Raw genomic sequence first — 16,079 nt, forward strand, 5'->3', positions numbered from 1 at the left:
CAAAAACCAAAAGGAGCATTCGCCATGCGTATCGGTTTCTCTGCTTTCCTCATCGCTGTGGGAGCAATCCTCACCTTCGCCATCAACCTGGACACAGTCAGTGTCGTCAATCTCGATATGGTCGGCTGGATTCTCATGGGCGTCGGCCTGATCGGGCTGATTGCCTCCGTGGCGATGGCCGCACCGCGCCGGCAGCACCGCATCACGGAGTCACGCTCCGTGGTCGATCCGAACACCGGCGAAGCCGTTACCCGTAACGAAACCCGCGACTCCGCTCTCTGACGCACCGGGATGAGGAGACCGGAGGTTATGCCTCCGGTCTCCTCATCGGTGATGCATTGTGGCCGAAGTGGGACCTGAGCTGTGCGTGGGCGTCAGCAACCGTGCGGTTCACCGCACGGAAAGCGATAAGAACGCCGGCGTGGTCGAGCGTCAGGCCTGGACGAGTGGGAGGCAGACGCGGAATACGGTCCTGCCGGGAACGGATTCGAGATCGATCGTCCCGCCGTGCCGCTCGACGACAATTCTTCGAGCGATATCAAGACCAAGCCCGGTCCCCTTACCGACGTCCTTCGTCGTGTAGAACGCCTCGAAGGCCCGCTTCGCCACAGGTGGTGGAAGACCCGGACCAGTGTCACCGATTTCTACCGTCACTCCGGCTCCGTCACTGAGGGTAGCTACCCTCAGGGTGCCGACGCCATCCATCGCGTCCACTGCGTTGTCGATGAGATTGGTCCACACCTGGTTCAACTCGCCCGGGTAGGCATCGATAGAGGGAAGGTTATCGCTGTACTCGCGCACTATCTCCACCCCACCGCGAAGCTTGTGCCCAAGCATGACAAGCGTGCTTTCGAGGCCTTCAACCACATCGGTGTTCTGGCGGGAGCCCCGGTCCATCTGTGAATAGGACTTCACTGCTGCGACGAGCTCGGAGACCCGCCGTGTCGACTCCCTGACTTCGGAGAGCAGCTTCTCCATGGACAGGGCAGCGGCTACCCACTCCAGCGCCGGATCCAGGGCGGGCCCATCGAACAACGACTCAGCACGGTTGCACCATTCCAGGTCCGCGCCGGCAGCGGCGAGCGTCGGGCCGATAACCCAATCCCGTTCCACGTTCCGCGCGGACAGCCAATCGGACAGGAGATCCTCCAGATCTGCTAGCGCGAGTGCATCCGGAACGGACGCCGTCGTCGTAAGTCCGGCGCGCAGGGCCTCCAACCCAGCGAACTGGGCAGGAGTGACGCCGGTGCGGGAAAGGCGACCCACGGAGGTGAGCAGCATCTGCGAGGCGTCTTCCAGGGCCTCCACCGCGCGGCTTGCCGCCGCGGCCGGGTTGTTGATCTCGTGGGCCAGGCCGGCCGAGAGCGTGCCGAGCGTCGCCAGCGCCTCTCGCTGTCGAATGGTTGATTCGACCCGGCGTACCGTCCCGTACAAGCCCTCGATGAAGTGCACGCCAAAGGGGAACCAGTCGGCGTACAGCCTTCGCAGGGCCGTGGCCGGGACCCGGAGTAGCCGTCCCTCCTCACTTCCCCGCCCGGTGGCCAGATAAACACTGCTTTCGTCCCAGGCACGGAAGCCGCCGGCCCATCGTCCAGGCACATCCATCTTCCCGACGACGGTGTCTTCACGTCCGATGTGACGAAGCGGCTGAAGGGCGCCGTCGACGAGGACCCACCAGAAGTCCGCCGGTTCGCCCTCGTCCCAAAGGGTGACGCCGGGTTCGATGAGGACCTCTGCACCCGTTTCGACGAGGTCGGAAAGTTGTTGGTCGCTGAGGCCCTTGAAGAGACTGATGCCCCGGAGCTCACTCGCGTGCATCAGACGGTTCCCAGGTAGCGGTGCACGAGATAAACAGCCATCGCGCCCTCACCCACCGCTGATGCCACACGCTTCATCGAGTCAAGCCGGACATCACCGGCGGCAAAGACACCGGGGACGCTCGTCTCCAGCGCGAATGGTCCGCGTGTCAGTGGCCACAGCATAGGATTACCGGGAATCACCAGGTCGTGACCGGTGACGATGAAACCGAACTTGTCACGAACAACCTCCTCACCCAGCCAGTCGGTTCGAGGAGACGCACCGATGAAGATGAAGAGCCAGCTGGCCGCCACCTCCTCCGTCAGCCCCGTGTCCCGGTCGGCGAGATCCAGGAACTCGAGGTGCCCATCTCCACGGGCGGCCACAACCTCGCTCCGGTAGCGGACCTCTATCACCGGTGAAGCGAGGATCCGCTGCACCAGGTACTGAGACATGGTGGTCTCGAGCGTGCCTGACCGCACGAGGAGTATCACCCGCTTCGCAAAACGCGAGAAGTTGATGGCGGCCTGGCCGGCCGAGTTGGCGGCTCCGACGATGTAGACATCCTCGCCCGCGCACTGGTCGGCCTCACTGGCGTTGGCGCCGTAGTAGATTCCCCGGCCGCTGAAAGCATCGATGCCTTCAGCCTCCAACCTCCGGTAGGAGACGCCGGTGGCGATAATGAGTGCCCGTGCCTCCAACTCTCCCGAGCCGAAGAGCACTGCCCGCGCTTGCCCTCGCGATTCGAAGCCCACGACGTCGTTCGCCAGTACCACTTCAGCGCCGAAGCGTGACACCTGTGCCATGGCACGCTGCGTCAAATCGGAGCCGCTCAGGCCCTTCGGGAAGCCGAGGTAGTTTTCGATAGCGGCGCTCTGGCCTGCCTGTCCGCCCGGCGCCTCGCGCTCGACGACCACGGTGCTGAGCCCCTCAGACGCTGCGTAAACGGCAGCGGCCATACCGGCCGGTCCACCCCCGACGATGCAGACATCGTAGAGAGGCCGCTCAGCAACGGTGCGCAAACCCAGGGCGGAGGCCAGATCAAAGGTCGAGGGGGAAGAAAGCACTGAACCATCGGGCAGGATAACCAACGGCATATCCGCAGTGCTTGCTCCCGCAAGATCCAGCAGACGCGCGGCCTCGGTGTCCCTTTCGATGTCATGCCACCGGTAGGCACATGATTGCGGGCCAGGAAGGTCTTGATCTCGTGGCTACGGTCCGACCAGCGGGCGCCGATCACCCGCACATCGGACGTGTGATCGGGATTCGCCCGACGCCAGTCATCGAGCAGGTCATCCACCACCGGATACAGCCGCTCAGCGGGCGGGTCCCAAGGTTTGAGCAGGTAGTGATCGAGACCGATGTCGTTGATCGCCTTGATGGCGACATCGGTGTCCGCGTAAGCCGTGAGAAGGAGGAGCTTCGCCCCTGGAGCATGCGGTCGCGCGCGCTCCATCAGCTCGATCCCCGTCATCTGAGGCATCCTTTGGTCCGCCGCGATCAGTGCAACCCCCTGATCGCGCAGGGCCAGCTTCGCCAGGAGTTCCATGGCTTCGGCGCCGGAGGTAGCCCGGAGAATCCTGAATTCAGACCCATATCTGTTGCGAAGGTCGCGGGCAACCGCCGCGGAAACCTGCGGATCGTCGTCGACCGTCAGAATGTTCGGCTTCGTCATGACCGGATGTCCATGGTTACAGCCATGTGGCGTGGCCCATCTGCTCGGGAGACCTAGCATGAAGCCTATCCAGAGCGAGTCAGCGAGTCTATGGGTCCGCCGATCGGGTTGGCGGACCCGAACCTGTCACGGTCGATGGGTCAACCGATCAGAAGTCCGGTGCATGCGCCGTCCTCCAGTGAGGAGTTCGCTCCTTGTCCCATTGGGGGATCATGGCGTGTGCTGCGTCGCCGCTGAGCACCAGCCGTCCGAAGGTCTAGGTCCTGAGGTTGGGAATGGGGCGCGTGGGTCGAGAACTCACGGTGGCTGCTTCGCCTATGCTGCTCGGCGAGATCCGGCAACCGGACCACGCTAATTGCGCCGGACTGTCCACAGCCGGAGAGCAAAACAGCCTTTGACTTGGGAAAACAGGTGCCCGAAGTGGGACTCGAACCCACACACCTCTCGATACTGCATTTTGAGTGCAGCGCGTCTGCCAATTCCGCCATTCGGGCCAACTGCACCGGCATGCATGAGATCTGGGACTCATAACGCCGCTCGTGCGCGAAACAACTCTACATGCCGATAGGCTGTTTCAGAGAACCGGTCGGAGCGTTTCGCTCTACCTGACCGGACGTGCCGTCACCAAGGAGCAACAGTGTCTGATCCCACCGATTCCACCGCAGCAGGTCCCGCCAAGCGGGTCATTGTCGCCGAGGATGAGACTCTCATCAGGCTCGACATCGTGGAGATCCTCCAGGGCGAGGGCTACGAGGTCGTCGCCGAGGCGGACAACGGCGAGAAGGCCGTGGCCCTCGCGAAGGAGCACAAACCCGACCTCGTGCTGATGGATGTCAAGATGCCCGTCATGGACGGCATCACGGCAGCCGAGCAGATCGTCAAGGCCCGCATTGCGCCCGTGGTCCTCCTGACGGCGTTCAGTCAGAAGGAGCTCATCGAGCGCGCCCGTGAGGCAGGCGCCATGGCGTACGTGGTGAAACCGTTCACGCCGGCGGACCTCATCCCCGCGATCGAGATCGCCATGTCACGGCATGAGGAGATCAAGGCGCTTGAAGCGGAAGTGTCGGACCTCCAGGAACAGTTCGCCACCCGCAAACTGGTCGAGCGAGCCAAGAGCCTGCTGACCACGAAGATGGGCCTCACCGAGCCGGAGGCATTCCGCTGGATCCAGAAGACGTCGATGGACCGCCGCCTGAGCATGCGCGAAGTGGCCGAGACGATCATCAATCAGGTCAACTAGCCCGGCCCCGGAACCAGCAGCAACGCAGAACGCCCGGCTGGAATACCAGCCGGGCGTTCCAGCCCATCGTGCAGGGCTCAGGAGGCCAGTGCGGGGCCCGTCGATCGCCGCAGCAGATCTACTTCTTGTTCTTGAGCGGCCAGGGACCGACGCCTTCCTTGACGAAGGAGGTGTGGCCGTCGGGCATCTGGCCGGCGTCGGTGATGTCTCCCACGCGGTGCACCTTGATGGAGTTCGTCGAGCCGGCCTGTCCGGGAGGGGAACCGGCAGCGATGACCACGAGGTCGTCCACCTCGACCATGCCCTGCTCGAACAGGACGCGGTCCACCTGGGCGGTCATTTGGTCGGTGTGCTCCACGAATTCCACGAGCTTCGGCTCGACTCCCCAGATCAGGGACATCGCATTGAGCGTGGACTGTACCGGGGTGAACGCCACCACGGGCTTCCTCGGCCGCAGACGTGAAAGCCGCCGCGCCGAGTCCCCCGACTGCGTGAACGTGCAGATGTACTTGGCGTCGAGCTGATCCGAGATCTCGACGGCGGCCCGCGTGATGGCGCCACCGCGAGTCTTGGGTTTGCTGCCGAGGGCGGGAACGCGCTCCATGCCGTGTTTCTCGGTGGATTCGATGATGTCCGCCATGATCCGGACGGTCTCCATGGGGTACTTGCCCACGCTGGTCTCGCCGGACAGCATGACTGCATCGGCGCCGTCGAGCACGGCGTTGGCGCAGTCCGAGGCCTCCGCGCGGGTGGGCCGCGGGTTCTCGATCATGGACTCGAGCACCTGCGTTGCCACGATGACCGGCTTCGCCCAACGGCGGGCCAGCTCGATGGCTCGCTTTTGGACGATCGGCACGTCCTGTAGCGGAAGTTCCACGCCGAGGTCTCCTCGGGCCACCATGATGGAGTCGAAGGCGTCGATGATCTCCTCAAGGGCTTCGACTGCCTGCGGCTTCTCGATCTTGGCGATGACAGGAACGCGGCGCCCCTCCTCGTCCATGATCTCGTGGACGCGATTGACGTCGTCGGCTCCGCGGACGAAGGACAGCGCCACCATGTCGACGCCGAGCTGGATGGCCCAGCGCAGATCCTCCTCGTCCTTCTCACTGAGCGCCGGCACGTTCACGGCCACGCCGGGCAGGTTGATGCCCTTGTTGTTGGACACCATGCCGCCGACGGTCACCTCGGTGACCACCTTGACGTCGTCGACGGCGGTCGCCCGCAGGGACACCTTGCCGTCGTCGATGAGGAGCATGTCCCCCACCTTCACATCGTGCGGCAGACCCTTGAACGTCGTCGAGCAGATGTCCTTCGTGCCCTCGACATCCTCGATGGTGATGGTGAAGACGTCGCCGGGCGCCAGGGCGTGGGGACCGTCGGCGAAACGGCCGAGCCGGATCTTGGGGCCCTGCAGGTCGGCGAAGATGCCGACGGGCTTCCCGAGCTCCTCGGACGCACGACGCACGTGCTCATAGGTCTGCTGGTGCACGGTGTAATCGCCGTGGCTCATGTTCATCCGGGCGACATCCACCCCGGCGTCGAGGACTGCGAGGGTGTTCTCATAGCTGGCGATTGCCGGCCCGAAGGTTGCAACGATTTTTGCGCGTCTCATAAACCTAGCCTAGTCGTGTTTGGTGGGGGAAATTCGGTCAACTCTAGAGAACGGCGATCGAGCGGTCGCTGGGTGCCACGGGTGCCGGTAGCTTGGTGGAGCCCATGAGCCACTGGTCGACCGCGGCCGCGCAGGCCCGTCCTTCCGCGATGGCCCAGACGATCAGCGACTGGCCCCTCCCGGCATCGCCGGCAGCGAACACTCCCGGCGTATTCGTCATGTAGTAGCCATCGCGCGCCACGTTCCCGCGCTCGTCGAATTCGGCTTCCACCTGCTCGGTGATTCCGGCCGGCTCCGCACCGGTGAAGCCGAGGGAGAGGAAGACGAGATCGGCGGGGATCTCCCTCTCCGTGCCTGCCTTCGGCACGCGTCGACCATTGACGAACTCGGTTTCAGCCACCTTGATGGCGCGCAGCGTGCCGTTGTCCCCCACGAATTCCACGGTGCTTGCGAGGTACCGGCGTTCGCCGCCCTCCTCATGCGCGCTCGCGATGTCGAACAGGGTGGGAAAGGTGGGCCAGGGCTGGTCGGGGCGCCGTTCCGACGACGGCTGCTGACCGATCGCGAGGGTGGTGACGCTCGCAGCCCGGTGCCGGTGGGCGGTGCCGAGGCAGTCCGCGCCGGTATCACCGCCGCCCAGGATGACCACGTGCTTGCCCTCGGCGGAGATCTGGTCCTCCACCGTCTCCCCTGCGACCACGCGGTTCGCCTGCACGAGGTAGTCCATCGCGAAATGGACCCCGTCGAGCTCGCGCCCGGGTATCGCGAGATCCCGGGGAACGGTGGCACCGGTGGCCACGACGACGGCGTCGTACCGTCGCTTGAGCTGGCCCCAGCTGATGTCCTTGCCCACCGCGACGCCCGCACGGAAACGCGTGCCCTCGGCCCGCATCTGGTCGAGGCGCCGCTCGAGGTGGAACTTCTCCATCTTGAAATCGGGGATGCCGTACCTCAGGAGGCCGCCGATGCGATCGTCGCGTTCGTAGACGGCCACTGTGTGGCCGGCGCGCGTCAGCTGCTGGGCGGCGGCGAGTCCGGCCGGGCCGGAGCCGACGACGGCGATCGTGCGTCCGGTGAGGCGTTCCGGCGGGTGCGGCTCGACGAAGCCGTTCTCGAAGGCCTGGTCGGCGATCGACACCTCCACCTGCTTGATGGTGACCGGCGGCTGGTTGATGCCGAGCACGCACGAGGACTCGCAGGGTGCCGGGCACAGGCGCCCGGTGAACTCCGGGAAGTTGTTGGTGGCGTGCAGCCGCTCGATGGCCTCGCGACCCTTGCCCCGGAACGTCAGATCGTTCCACTCAGGGATCAGGTTCCCCAGCGGACAACCCTGGTGGCAGAACGGGATGCCGCAGTCCATGCAGCGCCCGGCCTGGCTCTTGAGGACGCCCTGTTCCTGGGCCTCGTACACTTCCTTCCAGTCCATGATCCGCACGGGAACCGGGCGGCGCGACTGGGTCTGGCGCTCGCGCACCTTAAGAAATCCGCGTGGGTCAGCCACCGGTTACCTCCAAGATCTTGGTCCACACTTCTTCGCCGTCAGGGTCAAGGCCCTGCTCGACGGCGGTGGCACGGGCGTCGAGCACTGCCGCGTAGTCGCGTGGCAGCACCTTGGTGAATCGGAGGACGGTGTCCTCGAAGGTATCGAGGAGGCGCCCCGCAAGCTCGGACTCGGTCTCCTCGAGGTGTTGGATCAGCAGTCTCCGCACGATCTCGATGTCTTCGGCGTCGAGCGGAACCAGCAGCAGTTCACCGTTCTCCAGGCTCTGCTTGTTGACCTTGGTGGAATCCAGGTCGAGCACGAAGGCGGTTCCCCCGGACATTCCCGCACCGAAGTTCCGGCCGGTGCGGCCGAGGACCAGGGCCTGGCCGCCGGTCATGTACTCGCAACCGTGGTCCCCGATTCCCTCGGCGACGGCGGTAGCACCCGAGTTGCGCACCAGGAACCGCTCCCCCACCTGGCCCCGCAGGAACATCTCCCCGCTCGTGGCGCCGTAACCGATGACGTTGCCCGCAATCACGTTGCGCTCGGCGCGGAAGATGTTGGCCCGGTCTGGTCGGACGATGATCCGTCCGCCGGATAGTCCCTTGCCGACGTAGTCGTTCGAGTCGCCCAGGAGCCGCAGCGTCACGCCGGCGGGGAGGAAAGCCCCGAGCGACTGCCCGGCCTGCCCGGTGAGGGTGACGTCGATGGTGTCGGTTGCGAGGGTATCGAGGCCGAAGCGCTTCGTCACCTGGTGACCGAGCATTGTTCCGACGGAGCGGTCGGTGTTCACCACATCCACCGAGATTCTCACCGGCGAACGGTGCTCGAGCGCGTCGGCACTCATGCTGATCAGCTGATTGTCGAAGTGCTGGTCGAGCTCGTGGTTCTGCGGAAGCATGTTCCGCATCGGAGAGCCGGAGTTGAACTCGTTGCCGCGCAGGATCGGGTCGAGGTCGAGGCCGTCTGCCTTCCAGTGCTCGATGGCGTCCCTCGCGTCCAGCAGTTCGCTGTGCCCGATGGCTTCCTCGAGCGTCCGGAAGCCGAGTTCGGCGAGGATCTCCCGGACTTCCTCGGCGATGAATTCGAAGAAGTTCACCACGAATTCCGGTTTGCCGGTGAAGCGGCTGCGCAGTTCCGGATTCTGGGTCGCGACGCCGACGGGACAGGTGTCGAGGTGGCAGACGCGCATCATGATGCAGCCGGACACCACCAGCGGCGCCGTGGCGAACCCGAATTCCTCGCCACCGAGCAGGGCGGCGATGACGACGTCGCGCCCGGTTTTGAGCTGACCGTCCACCTGCACCACCACTCGGTCGCGCAGCCCGTTGAGCATCAGTGTCTGCTGCGTCTCGGCGAGTCCGAGCTCCCAGGGGATCCCGGCGTGCTTGAGGGAGTTGAGCGGGCTGGCTCCGGTCCCGCCGTCGTGTCCTGAGACCAGCACGACGTCGGCCTTCGCCTTGGTGACACCGGCCGCGACGGTGCCGATCCCCACCTCGGACACGAGCTTCACATGGACGCGTGCGCTCGGGTTGGACCGCTTGAGGTCATAGATGAGCTGGGCGAGGTCCTCGATGGAGTAGATGTCGTGGTGCGGCGGCGGGGAGATGAGCGCGACCCCCGGTGTGGAGTGCCGGGTGCGCGCGATCCAGGGGTAGACCTTCTGGCTCATCAGCTGGCCGCCCTCACCGGGCTTGGCACCCTGCGCCATCTTGATCTGGATGTCGTCGGCGTTCGTGAGGTACAGGCTCGTGACGCCGAAGCGTCCAGATGCCACCTGCTTGATGGCGGAGCGGCGCTCAGGGTCCAGAAGGCGGTCCGTGTCCTCACCGCCCTCGCCGGTGTTGGATTTCGCGCCGAGGCGGTTCATCGCGATGGCGAGCGTCTCGTGTGCCTCCTTGGAGATGGAGCCGTAGCTCATGGCACCCGTGGAGAAACGCTTGACGATGCTCGAGACGGGTTCCACCTCGTCGATGGTCAGCGCCGGCCGAGCGTCGCCGCGGAACCGGAGGAGGCCGCGGAGCGTCATGAGGTTCTTCGACTGGTCGTCGACGCCGCGCGTGTAGGACTTGAAGATGTCGTAGCGCCGCTCGCGGGTGGCATGCTGCAGCCGGAACACGGTTTCGGGGTTGAACAGGTGCGGGGGGCCTTCGCGGCGCCACTGGTACTCGCCGCCGTTGTCGAGGCCGCGGTGCGGATCCTCGATGCCGTCCTCGGGGTAGGCGGTCTCGTGCCGGGCGGCATTCTCCGACGCGATCACGTCGAGTCCCACCCCGCCGAGCTGGGTCTGGGTGCCGTGGAAGTATTCGTCCACCAGTTCCTGCGAGAGGCCCAGCGCTTCGAAGGTCTGGGCACCGCAGTAGGATCCCACCGTGGAGATCCCCATCTTCGACATGATCTTCAGGACGCCCTTGCCGAGGCCCTTGATGAGGTGGGCCACGGCCTTCTCCGCGCTGACACCCGTGATGTCGCCGTTGCGGACGAGTTCCTCACAGCTTTCCATCGCGAGGTACGGGTTGACGGCGGAAGCGCCGTACCCGATGAGTACCGCCACGTGGTGGACCTCGCGCACGTCGCCCGCCTCCACCACCAGGGAGGTCTTGGTGCGGTTCGCACTCTTGAGCAGGTGGTGGTGGACTGCGCTCGTCAGGAGCAGCGACGGGATGGGCGCCCATTGCGCGTTGGAGTCGCGGTCGGACAGCACCACGTACTCGACCCCCCGGTTGAGGGCGCTCGAAACCTGCTCGCATATTTCGGCAAGCCGTGCGCGCAGTGACGCGTCGCCGCCGTCGTGCCGGTACAGGCCACGGACGCGGGCGGTGAGGCGGTCGCCGTCGTCGGTCTCGAGGTTGGCGATCTTCGCCAGCTCGTCATTGTTGATGACGGGGAACTTCAGGGCGATCTGCTTCGAGCGGACCTGGCCCGTCGACAGGAGGTTGCCGTCGGGTCCGATGGTGACGCCCATGGAGGTCACGAGCTCTTCGCGGATCGAGTCCAGGGGCGGGTTGGTGACCTGCGCGAAGGACTGCACGAAGTAGTCGAAGAGCAGCCGCGGGCGCTTGGACAGGACGGCGATGGGAGTGTCCGAGCCCATGGCGCCGAGCGGCTCGGCGCCCGACTTCGCCATGGGACCGAGCAGGATCCGCAGTTCCTCCTGGGTGTAGCCGAAGGTGCGCTGGCGACGGTTGATGGAGGCCTTGGTGTGGACGACGTGTTCACGCTCGGGGAGGTCCTCGAGCTGGATCAGGTTCTCCTTGACCCACTCGCCCCACGGATTCGCCGCAGCGATATCGGCCTTGACCTCCTCATCCTCGATCAGGCGGCCTTCCTCCGTGTCGACGAGGAACATCTTGCCGGGCGAGACCCGGCCCTTGCGGACGATCTTGGAGGGCTCGACGTCGAGCACGCCCACTTCGGAGGCGAGGATCACCAGGCCGTCCTCGGTGACCCAGTACCGCGCGGGACGCAGTCCGTTGCGGTCAAGGACCGCGCCGACGAGGCGCCCGTCCGTGAAGGACACTGCGGCCGGTCCGTCCCAGGGCTCCATGAGCATCGAGTGGTACTGGTAGAACGCCCGGCGCGCCGGGTCCATGGAGGTGTGGTTCTCCCAGGCCTCAGGGATCATCATCATGATGGAGTGCGTGATCGGGCGTCCGGAGAGCGTCAGCAGCTCGGCGACCTCGTCGAACGAGGCCGAGTCGGAGGCTCCCGGAGTGCAGATCGGGAAGAGGTCCTCGGGCGAATCACCCAGGAGGGGGTTCGCCAGCTGCGACTGCCGCGCGCGCATCCAGTTCCGGTTGCCCTTGACCGTGTTGATCTCGCCGTTGTGGGCGATGGTGCGGAACGGCTGGGCGAGCGGCCAGGAGGGGAACGTGTTGGTGGAGAAACGGGAGTGGACGATTCCGAGGCGTGTCTTGAAGCGGGGGTCGGAGAGGTCCGGGTAGAACGGCTCGAGCTGTGCCGTGGTGAGCATGCCCTTGTAGACGATGGTCTTCGAGGAGAGCGAGGGGAAATACACACCGAACTTGTTCTGGGCGCGTTTGCGGACCCGGAACGCCCGCGCGTCGAGGTCGCCGGCGGCACCGGAGGGCGCCAGGAAGAGCTGCACGAAATGGGGCATGCAGGCGCGCGCCATCGCTCCCACGAGGTCGGCGACGATCGGCACGACGCGCCACCCGAGAACCGTGAGGCCCTCCGCCTCGGCAATGGCCTCGAGTCCGGCGCGGGCGGTTTCCTCCTCCTTCTGCTCGGCGGGGAGGAACGCCGTCCCCACCACATAGGAGCCGGCGGCCGGCAGATCGAAGTCGACGACGGCGCGGAAGAATTCATCCGGTACCTGGGTCAGCAGTCCCGCGCCGTCCCCGGTCCCCTCATCGGCGCCCACGGCTCCGCGGTGCTCGAGGTTCCGGAGTGCGGTGAGCGCTGCATCGACGATGTCATGGCCCGGCTCCCCTCGGAGGGTGGCGATGACGGCCAGGCCGCACGCGTCCTTCTCGTTTTCGGGGTTGTAGAGGCCCGTTGCGGCAGGCACCTTCGAGAAGCGCTCGAAGGGCGAGATCGCACCGCTTTCAGCTGAAGGATTCGGATCCGTTTCCGGTGCCGATTCCACGTCCCCCGCAGCTGCTGTCGTGCCTGCAGCCGAGGATGCGGCCTGCTGCTGTAAAGGCTTGTTCGGTGAAGCGTTCATAGAAAGAGTCCTTCCCCCATGATGGAGCGTTGGGAGGGGACAGCCTTGGCCCCGAGGCGCGCACCGGTCAGCGGCGCCTGATCTATTCGGGCAGGTATCCGGCGTTGCCGGGGCTGCCCGCCAGATGCATCGGACGCTTGTCGCTCGTCTTCAGCTGGTTGGAGAACCGTGCAGGTAGCGGCAGGAGGGTGATCCGGCGTCGGTACCGCGGTAAGCCACGACACTGTGGTCTCGCGTCCTTGAGGGCGGTAGCCCGGGACGGTGAGTGGGGGACCTAGTCCCGAGGCTCCGCTCTCGCGGGGTCCTGCGGCACAGGTGCCGCTGAGGAGCCTTTTGTTTCGGAAAGATTACCACGATCGTTTTCTCCTGACGGTTCGTGCCCCGCCGGCGGGGCGACTGTCGCCGATCCGGAATCATCGGGGGAAGCAGCAACCGTGTCCGATGCACCCTCGTCCGATTTCCCGGCCGGCGCGCGCCCCGGAAGGTAGACCGCCGTCTCATCCTTTTTGTCCTGGCGCATGGAAAGGTACACGAGGATCGCCACCGCGACGATGAAGATGAGGATGCTGGTCCACACGTTCAACCGCTGCGTCACGCCGAACAGCGTGATCATCTCGGCGTCGTCGATCCGCAGTGCTTCGATCCAGACGCGGCCAAGGGTGTAGTAGGCGGCGTACAGCCAGAACATGCGGCCGCCCCGCAGTCGGAGCCGGCGGTCGACGAGCAGCAGGATAGCCACCCCTGCCAGATTCCAGAGCGATTCGTAGAGGAAGGTGGGATGGAAGAGGGTCCCGGGATCGGCATCCGCCGGGAAGTTGGCGTTCGACGGATCGATCTCCAGTCCCCACGGAAGGTCGGTGGGTCCGCCGAAGAGTTCCTGGTTGAACCAGTTGCCCCAGCGGCCCACGGCCTGGGCCAGCAGCAGACCGGGGGCTGCGGCATCGGCGAAAGCCGCCAGCCGCACGCCGGCGCGGCGGCAACCGATCCACGCGCCGACCGCGCCGAGTGCAACGGCCCCCCAGATTCCGAGACCGCCCTGCCAGATGTAGAAGGCACGGACAGGGTCGCCATCCGGCCCGAAATAGGCGTCGGGCGACGAGAACACATGGTAGAGCCGTCCGCCGATGATGCCGAAGGGAATGGCCCAGATGGCCACGTCCCAGATGGCGTCGCCGTTGCCTCCGTAGCGGGTGAACCGTTTCTGGGTGAGGAGCAGGGCAAGGATGATGCCGAGCAGGATACAGAGGGCGTAGGCATGGATCACCAGCGGGCCGAGTTCGAAGCTTGCCCATTCCGCGGGAGGACTGGGAATCGACGCCGGAAGCGTCATGGCGATGGAGGGCAGGACGGCATTCATGCAGTTTTCTTTCCGGTACCGGTGCTGAGTTCTTTGGTCAGGGCTGCAACGGCTGGAACTCCTCCGTCGCGCAGCGCTGCAACGAGGGCCGTTCCGACGATCACGCCATCGGCATATTCCGCGATCTCGGCAACCTGCCCGGCGGTGGAGACACCGAGGCCGACACAGGCACGTTCCGCGCCTGCTGCGCGGGCGGCGTCGACGACGGCACGCGCCGCTGCGCCCACCGAGGAGCGTGCACCGGTGACCCCCATGACGGACACGGCGTAAACAAATCCGCGGCTGGCGGAGACGGTGCGCTGCATGCGTTCCGGTGAGGTCGAGGGCGCCACGAGGAACACGCGGTCGAGACCGAACTCATCCGAGACCTCCAGCCATTCGGCTGCCTCATCCGGGATGAGGTCAGGGGTGATGAGGCCTGCACCTCCGGCCGCAGCGAGCCTGCCGGCGAACTCACGCACGCCCATGCGCATGACGGGGTTCCAGTAGGTCATGACGAGTACCGCCGCGTCGGTTTCGCGGGTGATTCCCTCGACGACGTCGAAGATCTGGGAAACGGCAAAGCCCTTGTTCAGCGCCTCCACAGTTGCGTCCTGGATGACGCGGCCGTCCATGACCGGATCCGAGTACGGAATGCCGATCTCGATGAGGTCCACCCCGTTGCGCGCCATGGCGATGCCGGCGTCGATGGTGGTTTGGACGTCGGGGAAACCGGCGGGCAGGTAACCGATCAGGGCCGCGCGGCCCTCACTTCCGGCCCGATCGATCGCTGCGGCCGCTTTCGAATAGCCGGGTCCGGCCTGGCCGGTTTCGGTTCGGCTGGTCTTCATAGCTGTTCACCCTCCTGGGCGATTTCCTGCTCGGCGCTGTCGTCGGGCAGCAGGTCGAAGTACTCAGCCGCCGTCGCGACGTCCTTGTCACCACGTCCCGACAGGCTGACCACGACGATCCTGTCCGAGGGCACCTCGCCCGGGGCGAGGTCGGCTGTCAGCCGCTGGCCGACCTTCATGGCCCCCGCCAGCGCATGAGCCGTCTCGATCGCAGGAATGATCCCCTCGGTGCGGCACAGCAGCTGAAAGGCTTCCATGGCCTCGGCGTCGGTGATGGGCTCGTAGTGCGCGCGGCCGATGTCCGAGAGGTAGGCGTGTTCCGGCCCGACCCCGGGGTAGTCGAGGCCCGCGGAGATGGAGTGCGACTCCATTGTCTGGCCGTCCTCGTCCTGCATCAGGTAGGAACGCGCGCCGTGCAGGACGCCGGGCCGGCCGAGCGTGATGGTGGCCGCGTGGCGGCCCGATTCGACGCCGTCGCCGCCGGCCTCGAAGCCGTAAAGCTGGACGGAACGGTCGTCGAGGAAGCCGTGGAAGATCCCGATCGCGTTGGAGCCGCCGCCCACGCAGGCCACCACGGCGTCGGGCAGCCTGCCCGCCTGCTCGAGGATCTGCTCGCGGGACTCCTCGCCGATGACCTCATGGAAGTACCGGACCATCGAGGGGAACGGGTGTGCCCCCGCGGCGGTGCCGAGGAGGTAGTGGGTGGTGTCGACGTTTGCCACCCAGTCGCGCAGCGCATCATTGATGGCATCCTTCAGCGTCTGCGAGCCATTGGTCACCGGCACCACCTCGGCACCGAGGAGCTGCATGCGTGCCACGTTCAGTGCCTGGCGCCGACAATCCTCGGCACCCATGTACACCACGCATTCAAGACCCAGCAGAGCAGCCGCCGTGGCGCTCGCGACGCCGTGCTGACCTGCTCCCGTTTCGGCGATGACGCGGGTCTTGCCCATGCGCTTGGCGAGGAGCGCCTGGCCGAGCACGTTGTTGATCTTGTGGGAACCGGTGTGGTTGAGGTCTTCTCGCTTGAGGAAGATCCGCGCGCCGCCGGCATGCTCCGCGAAGCGTTTCGCTTCGGTGAGCAGGGAGGGCCGCCCGGCGTAGTTGCGGTTGAGGTCCGCGACCTGCGCGGTGAACTCCGGGTCCGCCTTCGCCTTATCGAACGTCTCCTGGAGTTCATCCAGCGCGGCGATCAGCGATTCAGGCATCCACCGGCCGCCGTAGGCTCCGAAGTAGGGACCGGGTGCATGCCGGAGTGTCTCGTCGTGCGTGAGGAACGCATCGGCGGGGGTGCTGCCGGCGTCGCCGTTTCCGGCCTGCTTGTCCTGGTCCTGGTGCGTGGTGTCGGTCATGACGCAAACATTCCTGTCTGGGGTGTGATCGGTGGCGGTCCGGCGG

10 protein-coding genes, 1 tRNA gene and 1 pseudogene are annotated in these 16,079 nt (G+C 65.7%); 2 read left to right on the forward strand and 10 right to left on the reverse strand.

Translation table 11 applies throughout. The annotated features are described in order from the left end of the window. The first annotated feature begins 24 nt into the window (after positions 1-24). The gene (locus IWX75_RS14090; protein WP_196822876.1) at positions 25-282 is read left to right on the forward strand and encodes a DUF6458 family protein; all 258 of its coding nucleotides are present in this window, start codon (positions 25-27) and stop codon (positions 280-282) included. A gap of 150 nt (positions 283-432) precedes the next feature. Here IWX75_RS14090 and IWX75_RS14095 read toward each other — a convergent pair whose 3' ends face one another. The 4 genes and pseudogenes from IWX75_RS14095 to IWX75_RS14105 all read right to left on the reverse strand — a co-directional run bounded on the left by IWX75_RS14095 (position 433) and on the right by IWX75_RS14105 (position 3,966). Further along, on the reverse strand, positions 433-1,818 hold the full coding sequence (locus IWX75_RS14095) for a sensor histidine kinase (RefSeq protein WP_334684353.1): 1,386 nt from the start codon (positions 1,816-1,818) through the stop codon (positions 433-435). Continuing rightward, positions 1,818-2,756: an NAD(P)/FAD-dependent oxidoreductase gene (locus tag IWX75_RS17755; protein ID WP_334684354.1), complete on the reverse strand. Its 939-nt coding sequence runs from the start codon at positions 2,754-2,756 to the stop codon at positions 1,818-1,820. The genes IWX75_RS14095 and IWX75_RS17755 overlap by 1 nt, the downstream gene beginning before the upstream one ends. Before the next feature lie 425 nt (positions 2,757-3,181). Next, a pseudogene (locus IWX75_RS17760) lies at positions 3,182-3,532 on the reverse strand (response regulator); the annotation flags it as partial. Between the two features lie 352 nt (positions 3,533-3,884). Next, a tRNA-Leu gene (locus IWX75_RS14105) sits at positions 3,885-3,966 on the reverse strand. Between the two features lie 143 nt (positions 3,967-4,109). On the opposite strand from IWX75_RS14105, the gene IWX75_RS14110 reads away from it, so the two are divergent. Beyond that, positions 4,110-4,712, forward strand: a complete 603-nt coding sequence (locus IWX75_RS14110) for an ANTAR domain-containing response regulator (RefSeq protein ID WP_196822877.1) — start codon at positions 4,110-4,112, stop codon at positions 4,710-4,712. Between the two features lie 118 nt (positions 4,713-4,830). Here the strand turns inward: IWX75_RS14110 and pyk are convergent, their stop codons facing one another. The 6 genes from pyk to trpB all read right to left on the reverse strand — a co-directional run bounded on the left by pyk (position 4,831) and on the right by trpB (position 16,033). Beyond that, positions 4,831-6,324, reverse strand: coding sequence for a pyruvate kinase (gene pyk / locus IWX75_RS14115; RefSeq protein WP_196822878.1), 1,494 nt, complete (start codon positions 6,322-6,324; stop codon positions 4,831-4,833). Between the two features lie 43 nt (positions 6,325-6,367). Then, on the reverse strand, positions 6,368-7,825 hold the full coding sequence (locus IWX75_RS14120; RefSeq protein ID WP_196822879.1) for a glutamate synthase subunit beta: 1,458 nt from the start codon (positions 7,823-7,825) through the stop codon (positions 6,368-6,370). Beyond that, positions 7,818-12,494: a glutamate synthase large subunit gene (gltB, locus tag IWX75_RS14125; protein ID WP_196822880.1), complete on the reverse strand. Its 4,677-nt coding sequence runs from the start codon at positions 12,492-12,494 to the stop codon at positions 7,818-7,820. Before gltB ends, IWX75_RS14120 begins: the two co-directional genes overlap by 8 nt. Before the next feature lie 274 nt (positions 12,495-12,768). After that, positions 12,769-13,851, reverse strand: coding sequence for a prolipoprotein diacylglyceryl transferase (gene lgt, locus IWX75_RS14130; protein ID WP_196822881.1), 1,083 nt, complete (start codon positions 13,849-13,851; stop codon positions 12,769-12,771). Continuing rightward, a complete protein-coding gene (gene trpA, locus IWX75_RS14135) occupies positions 13,848-14,681 on the reverse strand; it encodes a tryptophan synthase subunit alpha (protein WP_196822882.1) in 834 nt (277 codons plus the stop codon). Before trpA ends, lgt begins: the two co-directional genes overlap by 4 nt. Beyond that, entirely contained in the window at positions 14,678-16,033 is a 1,356-nt protein-coding gene (gene trpB, locus IWX75_RS14140; RefSeq protein WP_196822883.1) for a tryptophan synthase subunit beta, read from the reverse strand. Before trpB ends, trpA begins: the two co-directional genes overlap by 4 nt. Positions 16,034-16,079 lie beyond the last annotated feature (46 nt).

The sequence above is a fragment of the Arthrobacter sp. CAN_A6 genome, assembly GCF_015751715.1.
Taxonomy (GTDB): Bacteria; Actinomycetota; Actinomycetes; order Actinomycetales; family Micrococcaceae; genus Arthrobacter_D.